This window comes from Azotobacter chroococcum (assembly GCF_002220155.1).
GTDB classification, from domain to species: Bacteria; Pseudomonadota; Gammaproteobacteria; order Pseudomonadales; family Pseudomonadaceae; genus Azotobacter; species Azotobacter chroococcum.
Genome location: NZ_CP011835.1, coordinates 877,579 through 893,297 on the forward strand (window position 1 = coordinate 877,579; position 15,719 = coordinate 893,297).

Annotated in this window: 13 protein-coding genes; 4 read left to right on the forward strand and 9 right to left on the reverse strand. The window is 66.9% G+C overall.

Translation table 11 applies throughout. From position 1 onward, the window contains the following. Window positions 1-88: 88 nt before the first annotated feature. The 4 genes from rbfA to pnp all read left to right on the forward strand — a co-directional run bounded on the left by rbfA (window position 89) and on the right by pnp (window position 4,061). Complete coding sequence (rbfA, locus tag ACG10_RS04035; protein WP_089167233.1) at window positions 89-478, forward strand: 30S ribosome-binding factor RbfA; 390 nt, start codon at window positions 89-91, stop codon at window positions 476-478. Between the two features lie 3 nt (window positions 479-481). Further along, the gene (truB, locus tag ACG10_RS04040; RefSeq protein ID WP_089167234.1) at window positions 482-1,399 is read left to right on the forward strand and encodes a tRNA pseudouridine(55) synthase TruB; all 918 of its coding nucleotides are present in this window, start codon (window positions 482-484) and stop codon (window positions 1,397-1,399) included. A 128-nt stretch (window positions 1,400-1,527) separates the two neighbouring features. Further along, a complete protein-coding gene (rpsO, locus tag ACG10_RS04045; protein WP_039802075.1) occupies window positions 1,528-1,797 on the forward strand; it encodes a 30S ribosomal protein S15 in 270 nt (89 codons plus the stop codon). A 155-nt stretch (window positions 1,798-1,952) separates the two neighbouring features. Further along, window positions 1,953-4,061 carry a polyribonucleotide nucleotidyltransferase gene (gene pnp, locus ACG10_RS04050; RefSeq protein WP_089167235.1) on the forward strand — a complete coding sequence of 703 codons (2,109 nt, stop codon included), beginning with the start codon at window positions 1,953-1,955 and terminating at the stop codon, window positions 4,059-4,061. Window positions 4,062-4,136: 75 nt separating this feature from the next. Here the strand turns inward: pnp and ACG10_RS04055 are convergent, their stop codons facing one another. The 9 genes from ACG10_RS04055 to ACG10_RS04095 form a co-directional block, all read right to left on the reverse strand. Then, window positions 4,137-4,439 (reverse strand): DUF2845 domain-containing protein, encoded by a 303-nt coding sequence (locus ACG10_RS04055; RefSeq protein ID WP_089167236.1) that lies wholly within the window; start codon window positions 4,437-4,439, stop codon window positions 4,137-4,139. An 8-nt stretch (window positions 4,440-4,447) separates the two neighbouring features. Then, the gene (locus ACG10_RS04060; protein ID WP_089167237.1) at window positions 4,448-7,375 is read right to left on the reverse strand and encodes a DUF748 domain-containing protein; all 2,928 of its coding nucleotides are present in this window, start codon (window positions 7,373-7,375) and stop codon (window positions 4,448-4,450) included. A 132-nt stretch (window positions 7,376-7,507) separates the two neighbouring features. Beyond that, window positions 7,508-9,445: an acetate--CoA ligase gene (gene acs, locus ACG10_RS04065; protein ID WP_089167238.1), complete on the reverse strand. Its 1,938-nt coding sequence runs from the start codon at window positions 9,443-9,445 to the stop codon at window positions 7,508-7,510. A 124-nt stretch (window positions 9,446-9,569) separates the two neighbouring features. Further along, the gene (pgi, locus tag ACG10_RS04070; protein WP_089167239.1) at window positions 9,570-11,234 is read right to left on the reverse strand and encodes a glucose-6-phosphate isomerase; all 1,665 of its coding nucleotides are present in this window, start codon (window positions 11,232-11,234) and stop codon (window positions 9,570-9,572) included. Window positions 11,235-11,356: 122 nt separating this feature from the next. Continuing rightward, window positions 11,357-11,737, reverse strand: coding sequence for an aspartate 1-decarboxylase (panD, locus tag ACG10_RS04075; RefSeq protein WP_089167240.1), 381 nt, complete (start codon window positions 11,735-11,737; stop codon window positions 11,357-11,359). Window positions 11,738-11,828: 91 nt separating this feature from the next. Next, entirely contained in the window at window positions 11,829-12,686 is an 858-nt protein-coding gene (gene panC / locus ACG10_RS04080) for a pantoate--beta-alanine ligase (RefSeq protein ID WP_089167241.1), read from the reverse strand. Continuing rightward, window positions 12,683-13,483, reverse strand: coding sequence for a 3-methyl-2-oxobutanoate hydroxymethyltransferase (panB, locus tag ACG10_RS04085; RefSeq protein WP_089167242.1), 801 nt, complete (start codon window positions 13,481-13,483; stop codon window positions 12,683-12,685). The genes panC and panB overlap by 4 nt, the downstream gene beginning before the upstream one ends. A gap of 82 nt (window positions 13,484-13,565) precedes the next feature. Next, entirely contained in the window at window positions 13,566-14,078 is a 513-nt protein-coding gene (folK, locus tag ACG10_RS04090; RefSeq protein WP_089167243.1) for a 2-amino-4-hydroxy-6-hydroxymethyldihydropteridine diphosphokinase, read from the reverse strand. A 2-nt stretch (window positions 14,079-14,080) separates the two neighbouring features. Continuing rightward, window positions 14,081-15,475, reverse strand: coding sequence for a polynucleotide adenylyltransferase PcnB (locus ACG10_RS04095; RefSeq protein ID WP_089167244.1), 1,395 nt, complete (start codon window positions 15,473-15,475; stop codon window positions 14,081-14,083). Window positions 15,476-15,719: the final 244 nt, after the last annotated feature.

Here is a 15,719-nt window from a genome sequence, read left to right on the forward strand (position 1 = left end):
GCGCAAGCACGAAGCTGGAAGCATGAAGCTGGAGGCCGCAAGGCTTCCGGGTTCGGCTTCCAGCTTTTGGCTTATTGAGAGGCGAAATATGGCCAAAGACTACAGTCGCACCCAGCGCATTGGTGATCAGATGCAGCGTGAGCTGTCTCTGCTGATCCAGCGCGAGATCAAGGACCCGCGCCTCGGCATGGTCACCATTACCGCTGTCGAGGTCGCTCGCGATCTGTCCCATGCCAAGGTGTTCATCACCGTCATGGGCAAGGAAGACAGCGCCGAGGAAATCAAGCGGAACCTCGATATCCTCAATGAGGCGGCCGGTTTTCTGCGCATGCAGCTGGGCAAGGCGATGAAGCTGCGCAGCATGCCGCAGCTGCACTTCAGCTATGACGCGAGCATTCGTCGGGGCGTCGAGCTGTCCGCATTGATCGAGCGCGCCGTGGCCGAAGACCGGCTGCATGCCGGCAAGGGCGAGGAGTAAGGCGTGGCGCAGGGCAAACGTATCCGCCGCAAGGTCGATGGCATCCTGATTCTCGACAAGCCGCGCGGGCTGACCTCCAATGCCGCGCTGCAGAAGGTCCGCTGGCTGCTGAATGCCGAGAAGGCCGGACATACCGGCAGTCTCGATCCTCTGGCCACCGGCGTGTTGCCGCTGTGCTTCGGCGAAGCCACCAAGTTTTCCCAGTACCTGCTGGATGCCGACAAGGGTTACGAGACCCTGATGCATCTCGGCGTGACCACTGCCACCGGGGACGCCGAGGGCGAAGTGCTCGAGCGGCGCGATGTGCAGCTCGGGGGGGATGCGCTGGAGGCGGTGCTGGCGGACTTCCGTGGCGAGATCAGCCAGGTTCCGCCCATGTACTCGGCACTCAAGCGCGATGGGCAGCCGCTCTACAAGCTGGCCAGGGCCGGCGAGGTGGTGGAGCGCGAGGCGCGTTCTGTTACTATTGCGCGCCTGGATCTGCTGGCCTTCGAGCCACCGTTCGCACGGTTGGCGGTGGCCTGCAGCAAGGGAACCTACATTCGCTCCCTGGTCGAGGACATCGGCCGGACGCTCGGACTCGGTGCGCATGTCGCGGAGTTGCGCCGGACCCAGGCCGGGCCCTTCGGGCTGGCCCAGACGGTCAGCCTGGAGGCTCTGGAGCAGGCCCATGCCGAGGGTGGCTGCGAGGCGCTGGACCGCTTCCTGCTACCGGCGGACAGCGGTCTGGAGCACTGGCCTGTGCTCCAGCTCTCCGAACACAGCAGCTACTACTGGCTGCATGGGCAGCCGGTTCGCGCGCCGCAGTCGCCGAAGTTCGGCATGGTGCGGGTGCAGGATCATACAGGCCGCTTTATCGGTATCGGTGAGGTGGGTGACGACGGGCGCATCGCGCCGCGTCGACTGATTCGGTCGGAATGACCGATGCGAGGGTGGCTGTCAGCAGGCACGGTCATACCTCTTTCTCAAACACGGGAAGATGTTCCCGGCCTGCTGAAATCATTCGGTGCCACGGCCTGAATGGTTTCCCGACAGAGAGGATGCCCATCATGGCACTCACCGTTGAAGAAAAAGCCCAGATCGTCAACGAGTACAAGCAAGCTGAAGGCGATACCGGTTCCCCGGAAGTGCAGGTTGCCCTGCTGACCTTCAACATCAACAAGCTGCAGGATCACTTCAAGGCCAACGGCAAGGATCACCACTCCCGTCGTGGCCTGATCCGCATGGTCAACCAGCGCCGCAAACTGCTGGATTACCTGAAGGGTAAGGACACCACTCGTTACAGCGCCCTGATCGGTCGCCTGGGCCTGCGTCGCTAAGGCGCGCGCCAAGCTGGAAGCGGGAGGCTGGAAGTGAGACATCGTGCTTGCTTCCAGCCTTTTGCTTTCGGCTTCTCCCTTTTCAGGAAGCCCTCCGGGTCCGACTCCCACCTTCCTGAGGATTTCCCCCGAGCAACAAAGAGAAGGAAAATACCGTGAATCCGGTTATCAAGACATTCCAGTTCGGTCAGTCGACCGTCACCCTGGAGACCGGCCGCATCGCCCGCCAGGCCTCCGGCGCCGTATTGGTCACCGTCGACGAGGACGTGACCGTACTGGTCACCGTGGTCGGCGCCAAGCAGGCCGATCCGGGCAAGGGGTTCTTCCCGCTGTCCGTGCATTATCAAGAGAAGACCTACGCCGCCGGCCGAATCCCGGGTGGTTTCTTCAAGCGCGAAGGCCGCCCCAGCGAGAAGGAAACCCTGACCTCGCGCCTGATCGACCGGCCGATCCGCCCGCTGTTCCCGGAGGGCTTCATGAACGAGGTGCAGGTGATCTGCACCGTGCTTTCCACCAGCAAGAAGACCGATCCGGACATCGCTTCGATGATTGGCACCTCCGCCGCCCTGGCGGTCTCCGGGATTCCCTTCAGCGGCCCGATCGGCGCCGCCCGTGTGGGTTACCACGAGGAGACCGGCTACCTGCTGAACCCCACCTACGAGCAGCTCAAGGCCTCGCGCCTGGACATGGTGGTGGCCGGTACGGAATCCGCCGTGCTGATGGTCGAGTCCGAAGCCGAGGAGTTGACCGAGGACCAGATGCTGGGCGCCGTGCTGTACGCCCACGAGGAGTTCCAGGCGGTGATCCGGGCCATCAAGGAGTTCGCCGCCGAGGCTGCCCGTCCGGCCTGGAGCTGGGAGCCGCCGACCGAGCCGAGCGTGCTGCTCGAGGCCATTCGCGCCGGGTTCGGCGAGGCGATCTCGCAGGCCTATACCATCACCGTCAAGCAGGAGCGCTACAACCGCCTCGACGAGCTGCGCGCCCAGGCCGTGGCTAGCCTGGCCGGCGAAGCCGAGGGCCAGCCGTCCGTCGGCGAGGTCAAGGATGCCTTCGGTCTGATCGAATACCGCACCGTGCGCGAGAACATCGTCGACGGCAAGCCGCGCATCGACGGTCGCGACAACCGCACCGTGCGCCCGCTGAAGATCGAGGTCGGCGTGCTGCCGAAGACCCACGGTTCGGCCCTGTTCACCCGCGGCGAGACTCAGGCGCTGGTGGTGGCCACTCTGGGTACCGCGCGTGATGCCCAGGTGCTCGACACCCTGGAAGGCGAGCGCAAGGACAGCTTCATGCTGCACTACAACTTCCCGCCGTTCTCGGTGGGCGAGTGCGGCCGCATGGGCAGTGCCGGCCGTCGCGAGATCGGCCATGGCCGCCTGGCCCGCCGCGGTGTGCAGGCCATGCTGCCGAAGGGCGACGAGTTCCCCTATACCGTGCGTGTGGTCTCGGAAATCACCGAGTCCAACGGCTCCAGCTCCATGGCTTCGGTCTGCGGTGCCTCCCTGGCGCTGATGGATGCCGGCGTGCCGATGAAGGCGCCGGTAGCCGGTATCGCCATGGGCCTGGTCAAGGAAGGCGAGAGGTTCGCCGTGCTGACCGACATCCTCGGCGACGAGGACCACCTGGGCGACATGGACTTCAAGGTGGCCGGTACCGCCAAGGGCGTCACCGCGCTGCAGATGGACATCAAGATCCAGGGCATCACCGAGGAGATCATGGAGATCGCCCTGAACCAGGCGCTGGAAGCCCGCCTGAACATCCTCGGCCAGATGAGCCAGGTGATCGGCCAGTCGCGCAGCGAGCTGTCGGTCAACGCCCCGACCATGCTGGCGATGAAGATCGATCAGGACAAGATCCGCGACGTGATCGGCAAGGGCGGTGCCACCATCCGTGCCATCTGCGAGGAGACCAAGGCCTCCATCGATATCGAGGACGACGGCTCGATCAAGATCTTCGGCGAAACCCGCGAGGCGGCGGAGGCAGCCAAGCAGCGCGTGCTGTCCATCACCGCCGAGGCCGAGATCGGCAAGATCTACGTCGGCAAGGTCGAGCGCATCGTCGACTTCGGCGCCTTCGTCAACATCCTGCCGGGCAAGGATGGCCTGGTGCACATCTCGCAGATCAGCGACCAGCGCATCGAGAAGGTCACCGACGTGCTCAAGGAAGGCCAGGAAGTGAAGGTGCTGGTGCTCGACGTGGACAACCGCGGCCGCATCAAGCTGTCGATCAAGGATGTCGCCGCTGCGGAAGCGTCCGGCGTCTGAGGTCGCCACTTCCCAGCTGGAAAAGACGAGGGCCCTGCGGGGCCCTCGTTCGTTTCGGCGGGAGGACGCCAGCCGTCACTGGACGCGGCGGCTGTCGATCCCGACCAGACGGTTGCCCTCGAAGCGCAGGAAGTAGTACATGCCGTTGCGCGGGCCGTAGACCCATTCCTCCACCACCAGTTCATGGTGAAAGCCCCAGTCGTCGCGCCGTTCGCGATAGCCGAGCAGATCGCGGCTGGCCGGCTCGCCGCATTTGGCCAGGACTTCGTGGGTGGAGTCACCGGTACTGATCAGATGGTTTTCGCAGCGCAGGCTGGCGGCCAGGAGCAGGGCCGGTGCCAGGCCGAACAGTGCGGTGAGCAGGCGGAGAAGGTTCATGGGCGCTCCTATCCGCCGGCCAGCTGCAGGGGAACGCTGACGTGCGCGGCCGGCGATGCTTCGCTGATGCCGACATCCAGCTGGTAGATGCGCTGGTCGTCCAGGCCGGCCTGTTCGACCAGGTAAGCCTTGATGCTGGCGGCGCGCGCCTGGGCCAGTTGGCGGAGCAGCAGGGTGCTGTCCTCCCAAGAGCCCAGCACGGCTTCGCGCAGCCGGGCCGCGCGCTGTTCCTGGCCCAGTCCGTCCCATTCCGTCGGCGGTAGCTGCTTCAGGCGGCTGCGGTAGATGCTCTCCAGCAGCGCGGCTTTCTCCCCGTCGGGCACCCGCAGCTCGTCGGCGCCGGCTGGCAGGCGCTCGCTCCGCTGCTGCAGGAGGCGGTAGTAGAGGTTCCGGTATTCGCGCTCCAGACGCTGCTCCGCCAGCAGGGGGCCGTCGCTGGCCAGGGCGCTCGTGCCTTCGACCTCCAGGCGCAGCTGCGGACGCTCCTTCAGGGCCTTGCCGAGGAGATCCAGATTGCGCCGCGCGGCGGCATCCAGTTTGCTGCTGCCCGGGCTGAACTCGACCTGGCTGAGGTCGGCCTCGCCGTCGGCAAGCCCGGCAATGAACTTGAAGGGTGCCTGCGCCGCGCGCACCACCAGGTTGCGCAGGGTCTGCCAGACGATGGGCATGACTCTGAATTCGGGATTGTTCAGGTCGCCCTTGACCGGCAGGTCGATGGCGATCCGTCCCTGACGGTCCTTCAGCAGGGCCACCGCCAGATGGACCGGCAGGTCCACAGCATCCGGGCTGTCGACCCGCTCGCCCAGTTGCAGCTGCTCCAGGACCAGGCTGTTCTCGGCGTTCAGCTGGCCCTTGTCGATGCGGTAGTGCAGGTCCAGGTTGAGCCGCCCCTTGCGGATGCGGTAGCCGGCGAACTTGCCGGAGTAGGGGGTCAGGGTAGTCAGCTCGACGCGCTGGAAGCGGGTCGCGATGTCCAGGCTTTCGAGCGGGTCGAAGGGGTTCAGGCTGCCCTTGATGCTGACCGGCGCGTAGCGGTCCACCTTACCCTTGATGTCCACCGTGGCCGGCTTCGGCTGGCGGTTGTCCAGGCTGCCGATGCGCCCGTTGAGCTGCTGGACGGCGGCGGCGAAATTGGGGTTCAGGCTGAAGTCGGCGAAGTTGGCCGAGCCGTCCCTGATCGCCACCGCGCCGATGTGGATGCCCAGCGGCGGGCGGGCCGGTTTCTCCGCCGGTTGCGCCGTGTTCTTCTGTGGCGTCTGCGCTGGCTGCTGTTTCCCCTGGGCGATCAGCAGTTCGCTGACGTTGGTGCTGAGGTTCTCGTTGACGATGAAGCGGGCATAGGGCTGGTCGAGTTCGACCCGTCCGATGGCCAACTGCTCGCCATGTCGGTAGCTGAGGTTCTCGAGAGTCAGCTGGCGCCATTTGACGAAATCACGCTGCTTCAGGGTATCCAGGGTGTGCAGCTGTTTGATGGTGGCGCGGCCGTCGATCTGCAGGGCCAGCTTTTCAGCGCCTTTCAGGTCGATCTTCAGGGCGCTGTCGAGCTGCCCGCTGCGCAGCTCCAGGCGGATGAAGGGGGCGATGTAGGCCTGCGCCGGGCGCAGGTCGAGATCGCGGGTGTCGACCTGCAATTGCGCGGCGAGCGGGCTCACCTGTACCTGGCCGGCAGCCTTGAGCCGGCCCTGGCGGCCGATGCCGCTGTCCAGTTCGAGGCGGAAGGGCCTCTGGCCGCGGTTGTCGAAGTCGCGCAGGGCAAGATCCAGCGGGCCGACCTGGAGCTCCACGTCCTGCTCCGGCACCCGGTCGGCCAGATGCAGGCGACTGCCGCGCAGGCGGACATCCGCCAGCAGGATCTGCCAAGGCTTGCCGGGTTCTTTGTCGGGTTTGTCGGGCTGCTTATCCTTGGTTTTGGCGTCGCTCTGCTGTCCGGACGTGCTGGGGGCGAACAGTTTCTGCCAGTCCAGCTCGCCATCGGCCTCGCGGGCCGCCCAGGTTTCCAGTCCCTGGCCGAGCACCTGGCCGATCGACACCTGGCGCCTAGTCAGATCGAGCGAGGTCTTGCCGATCTCCAGGCTCTTCAGGCGTGCCAGGGGACGGCCATCCGGCGCCGCGAGGGCAAACGGGGCGAGCTTGAGGGCGGCGTTCTGCAGTCGCAGGCGGAGGCCGTCGGCCAGTTCCAGCCGGTAGTCGCTGCTGAGGCTGAGCGTACCGTCCTCCAGCTCCAGGGGGGCGGCATCCCGCACGTAGGGCCACCAGGTGCGCAGGCCGGCCTGGTCGATGTCCAGCCTGCCGCTGGAGCGCAGCGGCATCAGGCTGAACTGGCCGCTCCAGTCGATCCGCCCGGCGTTCGGGCCGCTAGCCTGCAGCTTCAGTTCGGCGCTGTCGTCCGGCAGGGTGCCGAGCTGGCGCAGTTCGAGGTCGAGGGCGTCGTAGCGGGCCTCGACCGGCACACTCGGTCGCAGATCCCGGAAGTGCACCTGGCCGCCGCTCAGCCGGAGGCGGTCGAGGCGCAGCGGAAAGGGCTCGCCGGCGGGTTCTTCCGGCTTGTCGGGGGAAGCCGGGTGCTTGAACAGGCGGGTCAGGTTGAGCCCACCCCGCCGGTCGAACAGCACGGCCACCTGCGGGCGTTCCAGATGCACTTCGGCCAGATGCAGGTGGCCGCGCCACAGGCTGTCCCAGTTCAGCTTGCCGTACAGGCGTTCGAAGGCCAGTTGCTCGCTGCCCGCCTTGCCGAGACGCAGCCGGTGCAGGGTCAGCTCGAGGGTGAAGGGGTTGAGCTCCAGGCGCTCGAGACTGGCCGGCTGGGTGACGAAGCGGGGCAGCTGGCGGTTGATCACCTGCAGGGCGGCGCCGGGGAGAACGAGGAAGCCGAGCAGGCCGTAGAGGGCGGGCGCGATCGCCAGGGTGGCGAGGGTGGGTTTCAATCCCTTGGGCATGGAGGCACATCTTTTCCGGCAAGACATGCCTCGGAGTATGGCACGCCAGGTACGCTCCCCGAAGCCGAGCCGGCCCGCGTTGGTCTAGCCGGGGCGGGCAGGGCACCGCGCCCTGCCGCCCCGGCGTCTGCCTCAGCGGTTCAGGCGACGGTCGATCAGCTCCTGGAGCACCGAGGGATCGGACAGCGTCGAGGTGTCGCCCATGTTGTCCAGTTCGTTGCAGGCGATCTTGCGCAGGATGCGCCGCATGATCTTGCCCGAGCGGGTCTTCGGCAGGCGCGGCGCCCATTGCAGGAACTCGGGTTTGGCGAAGCCGCCGATCTCCCGGCTGACCTGGGCGATCAGCTCCTGCTTGAGCGCGTCGTCGGGCTGGCTGCCGGTCACCAGGGTGACGAAGGCGTAGACGCACTGGCCCTTGACGTCGTGCGGACAACCCACCACGGCGGCCTCGGCGACGCCGTCGTGGAGCACCAGGGCGCTTTCCACTTCGGCGGTGCCGATGCGATGCCCCGACACGTTGATCACGTCGTCGACCCGGCCGGTGATCCAGTAGAAGCCGTCCTCGTCGCGGCGCGCGCCGTCGCCGGTGAAGTAGTAGCCGGGGTAGGGTTTGAAGTAGGTGTCGATCAGGCGCTGGTGATCGCCGTAGATGCTGCGGATCTGGCTCGGCCAGCTGGCCTTGATCGCCAGGATGCCGGCGCCGGGGCCTTCGATCTCCTTGCCCTTGTCGTCGAGCAGCACCGGTTGCACGCCGAAGAACGGGCGGGTCGCCGAACCGGGCTTGAGCAGGGTGGCGCCGGGCAGCGGGGTGATCATGATGGCGCCGGTCTCGGTCTGCCACCAGGTGTCGACGATCGGGCAGCGGCTCTCGCCGACCACGCGGTAGTACCACTCCCAGGCTTCCGGATTGATCGGCTCGCCTACCGAGCCGAGCAGGCGCAGACTGGCGCGCGAAGTCTTCCTGACCGGGGCCTCGCCGTCGCGCATCAGCGAGCGCAGCGCGGTGGGGGCGGTATAGAAGATATTCACCTGATGCTTGTCGATCACCTGCCAGAAGCGCGAGGCGTCCGGATAGTTCGGCACGCCCTCGAAGATCAGGGTGGTGGCGCCGTTGGCCAGCGGGCCGTAGACGATGTAGCTGTGCCCGGTGATCCAGCCGATGTCGGCGCTGCACCAGTAGATGTCGCCGTCGTGGTAGTCGAACACGTACCGGTGGGTCATCGCCGCCTGCAGCAGGTAGCCGCCGGTGCTGTGCAACACGCCCTTCGGCTTGCCGGTGCTGCCGGAGGTGTAGAGGATGAACAGCGGGGCTTCGGCGTCCATCGGCTCGGCCGGACACTCGGCGCTGCAGCCCGGCACGGCCTCGTGGTACCAGAGGTCACGTCCTGCGTCCCAGTCGACGGTTCCCCCTGTGCGGCGTACCACCAGCATGCTGGAGACGTTCGGACAGCTCTGCAGAGCCTTGTCGGCGTTGCGCTTGAGGGGGATGGCCTTGCCGCCGCGCAGGCTTTCGTCGGCGGTGATCAGCAGGCGGCAGTCGGCGTCGAGGATGCGGTCGCGCAGCGCCTCGGGGGAGAAGCCGCCGAACACCACCGAATGGATGGCGCCGATGCGGGTGCAGGCAAGCATGGCGTAGGCGGCTTCGGGAATCATCGGCAGGTAGATGCAGACGCGGTCGCCCTTGCCGACGCCGAGGCTTTTCAGCAGGTTGGCCAGGCGGCAGACCTGTTCGTGCAGCTGGCGGTAGGTGATCCGCGCCGAATCGGCAGGGTTGTCGCCCTCCCAGATGATCGCCACCTGATCGCCACGCTGCTTCAGATGCCGGTCGATGCAGTTGTGGGCGACGTTCAGCTGGCCGCCCTCGAACCAGCTGGTCTGGCCCTTGCTCATGTCCCCGCGGTGGACGCTCTGCCAGGGCTTGAGCCAGTCGAGGAAGGCCCCGGCCTGTTCGGCCCAGAAGCGCTCCGGCTGCTCGACCGATTGCCGGTACAGGCGCAGGTAGTCGTCGTTGTCCAGCCAGCTGTGCTGGAGCGACGCTTCGCTGACGGGATGGTTGGCGATCTTGAACATGGCGGTTCCTTGTTATTGTCTGTCCGCGGGTGTCCGTAAGCGTGGACCGACAGGTCGCCGGGTTCAAGTCTCCCAAGGGGTGGGAAGAGGGGCGCAGGCCGGGCGGAGCCTGCGCCGGGCTGGCTCAGCCGCGGTGACGGCCGCGGAAGTAGTCGATCAGGCCCTGGGTCGAGGCGTCCTCGGCCGGCGCCTCCTCATGGCCGGTCAGGCGCTGGTAAACGCTCTTGCCGAGTTCCTTGCCGAGCTCGACGCCCCACTGGTCGAAGGCATTGATGCCCCAGATGACGCTCTGCACGAACACCTTGTGCTCGTAGAGGGCGACCAGCGCGCCGAGGCGCCGCGGGCTGACACGCTCCATCACCAGGGTGTTGCTCGGCCGGTTGCCGGGGATCACCTTGTGCGGTGCCAGGCGCTGCACCTGGTCCTCGCTCAGGCCCTTGGCGCGCAGCTCGGCCTCGGCCTCCGCGGGGGTCTTGCCGCACATCAGCGCCTGGCTCTGCGACAGGCAGTTGGCGTACAGCCACTGGTGGTGGTCGGCGACCGGGTTGTGGCTGACCACCGGCACGATGAAGTCCGCCGGGATCAGCAGGGTGCCCTGGTGCAGCAGCTGGTGGTAGGCGTGCTGGCCGTTGCAGCCGACGCCGCCCCAGATCACCGGGCCGGTGTCGCAGGATACCGGCTTGCCGTCCTGGCGCACGCTCTTGCCGTTGGACTCCATGTCCAGCTGCTGCAGGTGCTGGGTGATGTTCCGCAGGTAGTGGTCGTAGGGCAGGATGGCGTGGCTCTGCGCACCCCAGAAGTTGCCGTACCAGACGCCGAGCAGGGCGAGCAGCACCGGCATGTTGCTTTCGAAGGGGGCGTTCAGGAAGTGCTGGTCCATGCTGTAGGCGCCGGAGAGCAGGTCCTTGAAATTGGCCATGCCGATGGCCAGGGCGATCGGCAGGCCGATCGCCGACCACAGCGAGTAGCGCCCGCCGACCCAGTCCCACATCGGGAAGATGTTCTCCTCGCGGATGCCGAAGGCCACCGCTGCCTCGATGTTGCTGGAGACGGCGATGAAGTGGCGGTGCAGCTCGCTTTCCGTGCCGCCCTGGGCCAGGTACCAGGTGCGCGCGGCTTGGGCGTTCTTCAGGGTTTCCAGGGTGCCAAAGGATTTGCTGGAGACGATGAACAGGGTGGTTTCGGCGCGCAGGCGGCTGGACAGCTCGTGGAACTCGCTGCCGTCGATGTTCGCCAGGTAGTGGCAGCGCACGCCGCGCTGGGCGAACGGCAGCAGGGCTTCGGACACCAGCTGGGGGCCGAGGAAGGAGCCGCCGATGCCGATGTTCACCACGTCGGTGATGGGCTTTTCCGAGTAGCCGCGCCACAGCCCGTCGTGGATGCGCCCGACCAGCTCGGTCATCTGGTTGAGTACCCGGTGCACCTGGGGAATCAGGTTCACGCCGTCGACCAGCAGGCGGTCGCCGACCGGGCGGCGCAGCGCGGTGTGCAGTGCCGGACGGCCCTCGGAGGCGTTCACCGCCTCGCCCTCGAAGAGCGCGTGGATGGCCCTTTCCAGTCCGGCTTCCCGCGCCAGGCGTACCAGCAGGTCACGGGTTTCGTGGGTCAGCAGGTTCTTCGAGTAGTCGAGAAACAGGCCGCCGCTGCTCAGGGAAAACTGCTCGAAGCGGTGCGGATCGTTCCGGAAGGCCTCGCGCATGCTGAAGGACTGCATGGTCTGGCGGTGCTGACGGAGCGCCTCCCAAGAGGCCAGGGTCGTCACGTCGAGGGGGTGCTGGTGGTGCGACATGGGATTCTGCTTCCTTTGCATCGGGGCGGATAGCAAAAAGCCCGGAGCATTCCGGGCTTTTGGAGATGACGCATGCAGCGGACGAGGCCAGGATGGGCGATCCGCTGACTGGCGCGGGCGATTCAGGCGACTTGGACCGGGATCGCGTTGCTGGTATGGCTGAGCACGTTGCCGGGAGCCATGTACAGCATGCGTGGCTTGTGGCTGGCCAGTTCCGCCTCGCTGTAGTGGGCATAGGCGCAGATGATCACGCGATCGCCCTTCTGCGCCTTGTGCGCGGCGGCGCCGTTCACCGAGATCATCTTCGAGCCGTCCTCGGCGCGGATCGCGTAGGTGGTGAAGCGCTCGCCGTTGTCGACGTTGTAGATCTGGATCTGTTCGTACTCGCGGATGCCTGCCAGATCCAGCCATTCCCCATCGATGGCGCAGGAGCCTTCGTAATCGAGCACCGAGTGGGTCACCTCGGCACGGTGCAGTTTGGCCTTGAGCATGATGGCATGCATGGCGATTCCTCTTCAGGTTCCACAAGCGGCGGTCGAGTGTGCCTCAACCGCATAGGGTGATCAAGAAAGCGACCTATCAGACCTTAGTCGTTCAGGCGCCGGCGAGCTCGACGCTCAGGTTGTCGATCAGGCGGGTATTGCCCAGATAGGCGGCACCCAGCACCACCAGGCGGCGGTCCTCAGGGGACGCCGGGCGCAGGCTGGCGGCCTCGCGGATTTCCAGGTAATCCGGGCGGAAGCCGGCCTGCTGCAGTGCCTCCAGACCCCGTGCGCAGAGCCTGGCGAAATCCCGCTCGCCGGCCTGAAGGGCGGCGCTGGTGTCGCACAGGATGCGGTACAGCGCCGGTGCCACGCTGCGCTGCTCGTCGTTCAGGTAGCCGTTGCGCGAGGACAGCGCCAGGCCGTCGGCGGCGCGCACGGTGGGTTCGCCGAAGATCTGGATCGGCATGTTGAGATCGCGCACCAGGGTACGGATCACCGCCAGCTGCTGGAAGTCCTTCTCGCCGAACAGGGCGATGTCCGGCTGGGCGATGTTGAACAGCTTGGCCACCACGGTGGCGACACCCTCGAAGTGGCCGGGGCGCGTCGCGCCGCAGAGTCCCTCGGAAACGCCGGAGACGGCAATGCGCGTCTGTCCCTGTATGCCGCCCGGATACATCTCCTCGACGCTGGGGGCGAACAGCAGGTTGCAGCCGCCTTCGAGCAGCTTTTCCTGGTCGGCGGCGAGGGTGCGCGGATACTTGTCCAGATCCTCGGCAGGACCGAACTGCAGGGGGTTGACGAAGATGCTGGCGACCACGAAGTCGGCGCGCTGGCGGGCCTTCTCCACCAGGGCGATGTGGCCGGCGTGCAGGTTGCCCATGGTCGGCACCAGGGCGATGCGCTTGCCTTCGCCGCGGGTCCGGGCGATGGCGGCACGCAGTTCGCGGACGGTCTTGAGGGTGATCATGCAGAAAATCCATGTTCGACTGCGGGGAATTCGCCTTGCTTGACCGCGCTGACGTAGGCGGCGAAGGCCGCCTGGATGCTGTCCTGGCCGACCATGAAGTTTTTCACGAATTTCGGCGTGCGTCCGCTCAGGGACAGGCCGAGCATGTCGTGCATGACCAGCACCTGGCCATCGGTGGCGGCACCGGCGCCGATTCCGATGACCGGGACACCCGCCGCCTGGGTGATCTGCTCCGCCAGCGGGCTGGGCACGCACTCCAGCAGCAGCATGGCCGCGCCGGCCCGCTCCAGGGCCTCGGCGTCGGCGCGCAGCTGGCGCGCCCGGCCCTCGTCGCGGCCCTGCACCTTGTAGCCACCGAACAGGTTCACCGACTGCGGGGTCAGGCCCAGATGCACGCACGCCGGGATGCCGTTCTCGGCCAGGCGCGTCACGGTCTCGCACAGCCAGGCGCCGCCTTCCAGCTTGACCATGTGGGCGCCGGCGCGCATCAGCGCGGCGCTGCTGTCCAGCGCCTGTTGGAGGGTCGCGTAGGCCATGAACGGCAGGTCGGTGACCACCAGGGCGCCGTGGTTGCCGCGCTTGACGCAGGCGGTGTGGTAGGCCATGTCGCTCACGCTGGTCGGCAGGGTGCTGTCATGACCTTGCAGGACCATGCCGAGGGAGTCGCCGACCAGCAGCACCTCGACACCCGCCTGGCAGGCGGTCTGGGCGAAGGTGGCGTCATAGCAGGTCAGCATGGCGATCTTTTCGCCGCGCTGCTTGAGGCCTTGCAGGGTGGTCAGGGTTACATCGGGCATGTTCGGTTTCGTCCTGGTCGGCATCGGCGGGCGCCGGTGCGGAGCAATGGGAGGCCTATAGTCCAGATGGGGGGGCCTCAAGTCAATTGGCGCTTGGCCCGCCCGGCTCCCGGTCATCGCGGCGGCGCAGCCCCTGCAGCGGGCAGGTGGCGAGCAGTTCGTCGAGCGGACGGCCGTCCGGCAGACGCAGTCCGGGGGCGATCTCGGCCAGTGGATAGAGCACGAAGGGGCGCGCATGGAGGTGGTAGTGGGGCACGATCAGGCGCTCCCCGTGCAACTGGTGGTTGCCGAACAGCAGGATGTCCAGGTCCAGGGTGCGTGGCCCCCAGCGCTCCGCCTTGCGCACCCGGCCCTGCGTCCGCTCGATCGCCTGCAGGGCGTCAAGCAGTTCGAGAGGCTCCAGTGCCGAGTCGAGCGCGGCGACGGCATTCACGTAGCTCGGCTGGTCGGCCGGTCCCAGCGGTTCGCTGTCATAGAAGGAGGAGACAGCCACCAGGTGCGTACGCGGCAATGCCTGCAGGGCGGCGAGGGCGGCACGCAGCTGTGCGGCGGGATCGGCCAGATTGCTGCCCAGGCCGATATAGACGCGCTCCATGTTCAGTCCCGGTCCGGCGCGCTGCCGGAGCTGCGGCGCCGCCGGCCGCCGCTGCGACGGCGCTTGCGCGGGGCGGCCCCGGTTTCGTCCTGACTGGCGAGGGCGCGGATCATGCCGCGCCTTTCGCTGTCGCTGACCTCTTGGTAGTCGGTCCACCAGTCGCCCAGCCCACCGGTTTGCTCGCCGGCCTCTTCGCGCAGCAGGAGGAAGTCATAGCCGGCGCGGAAGCGCGGGTGCTCGAGCAGCAGATCGGCGCGCTTGCCCTGGCGGCGCGGCAGGCGCTCCTGCAGGTCCCAGATCTCCCGGGCGGGTAGGGTGAAGCGCTTGGGAATCGCGGTGCGCCGGCACTGTTCGGTGATCACCAGGTGGGCCGCCTCCTGCAGTGCCTGGATCGGCGGCATGCCACGCTCCTGCAGTTCCAGGGCGCGCGGCGGCAGGGCCGGCCAGAGCAGGGCGGCGAACAGGAAGGCCGGCGTCACCGTCTTGCCCTGCGCGATGCGCTCGTCGGTATTGGCCAGCGCCTGGCGGATCAGCCGGCCGGCGTAGCCCGGGCTGCGCTCCAGGGCTGCCGCGCTGGCGGGGAACAGCGGGGCGAACAGGTCGTATTCGAGCAGCAGCTCGAAGGTGTCCTCGGCATAGCCGGACAGGAACAGCTTGAGCACCTCGTCGAACAGGCGGGGCGCGGGGATGTCGCGCAGCAGCGGGGCGAGCCGGCGGATCGGTGCGGCGCTGTGCTGTTCGATGTCGAAGTCGAGCTTGGCGGCGAAGCGCACGGCGCGCAGCATGCGCACCGGGTCTTCGAGGTAGCGCTGTTCGGGGTCGCCGATCAGGCGCACCAGATGGTTGCGGATGTCGTGCACACCGTGGGCGTAATCGAGGATGCGCTCGTGGCTGACGTCGAAATACAGGGCGTTGATGGTGAAATCGCGGCGCTGGGCATCCTCTTCCAGGGTGCCGTAGACGTTGTCGCGCAGGATCCGGCCGCTTTCGTGGCGCGCCGCCAGGTGGCTGTCCTCGTCGTCCTCGTCGTCGTCCGGGTGGTGAGCGCGAAAGGTGGCGACCTCGATGATTTCCCGGCCGAAGTGCACGTGGACCAGCTTGAAGCGGCGGCCGATCACCCGCGCATTGCGGAACTCCGCGCGAACCTGTTCGGGGGTGGCGCTGGTGGCGACGTCGAAGTCCTTCGGCTCGATGTCGAGCAGCAGGTCCCGCACGCAGCCGCCGACCAGATAGGCCTGGTAGCCGGCATTCTGCAGGCGCTCCACCACGCTGACGGCATGGCGGCTGATGTCGGCACGGCGCAGCGGGTGCTGCTGGCTGCCGAGGACCTCCGGCGTGCTGCGCGGATGGGGGCGGTTCAGGGATAGGCGAAAGGACTTGAACAGCTTCTTCAGCATCGGGGGTGCACTGCTTGACGGGGTGGTCGGCCAGAAATGAGCTTGACCGCGGAATGGCTGCGGATTCTAGCATCGGCGCCGGAGGATGTACGAAGCCGGAGTGGCTCTCGAACGCAGAAAGGGAGCCGAAGCTCCCTTTCAAATCGAAGTGCGTGCGTTGTTCTTGTTCTGTTCCGGGCGTGTTGTTCTTGTTCTATGCCCGTCCCGGTTGGCTCGTTGGCTCCGGGATGGCCCCCAACAGGGG

What these genes read in the sequence shown, in the direction of transcription:
- rbfA (WP_089167233.1), top strand. Translation starts at nt 89, where the DNA reads ATGGCCAAAGACTACAGTCGCACCCAGCGCATTGGTGATCAGATGCAG.
- ACG10_RS04095 (WP_089167244.1), bottom strand. Translation starts at nt 15,475, where the DNA reads ATGCTGAAGAAGCTGTTCAAGTCCTTTCGCCTATCCCTGAACCGCCCC.
- folK (WP_089167243.1), bottom strand. Translation starts at nt 14,078, where the DNA reads ATGGAGCGCGTCTATATCGGCCTGGGCAGCAATCTGGCCGATCCCGCC.
- panC (WP_089167241.1), bottom strand. Translation starts at nt 12,686, where the DNA reads ATGATCACCCTCAAGACCGTCCGCGAACTGCGTGCCGCCATCGCCCGG.
- panD (WP_089167240.1), bottom strand. Translation starts at nt 11,737, where the DNA reads ATGCATGCCATCATGCTCAAGGCCAAACTGCACCGTGCCGAGGTGACC.
- ACG10_RS04060 (WP_089167237.1), bottom strand. Translation starts at nt 7,375, where the DNA reads ATGCCCAAGGGATTGAAACCCACCCTCGCCACCCTGGCGATCGCGCCC.
- rpsO (WP_039802075.1), top strand. Translation starts at nt 1,528, where the DNA reads ATGGCACTCACCGTTGAAGAAAAAGCCCAGATCGTCAACGAGTACAAG.
- pgi (WP_089167239.1), bottom strand. Translation starts at nt 11,234, where the DNA reads ATGTCGCACCACCAGCACCCCCTCGACGTGACGACCCTGGCCTCTTGG.
- ACG10_RS04055 (WP_089167236.1), bottom strand. Translation starts at nt 4,439, where the DNA reads ATGAACCTTCTCCGCCTGCTCACCGCACTGTTCGGCCTGGCACCGGCC.
- acs (WP_089167238.1), bottom strand. Translation starts at nt 9,445, where the DNA reads ATGTTCAAGATCGCCAACCATCCCGTCAGCGAAGCGTCGCTCCAGCAC.
- panB (WP_089167242.1), bottom strand. Translation starts at nt 13,483, where the DNA reads ATGCCCGATGTAACCCTGACCACCCTGCAAGGCCTCAAGCAGCGCGGC.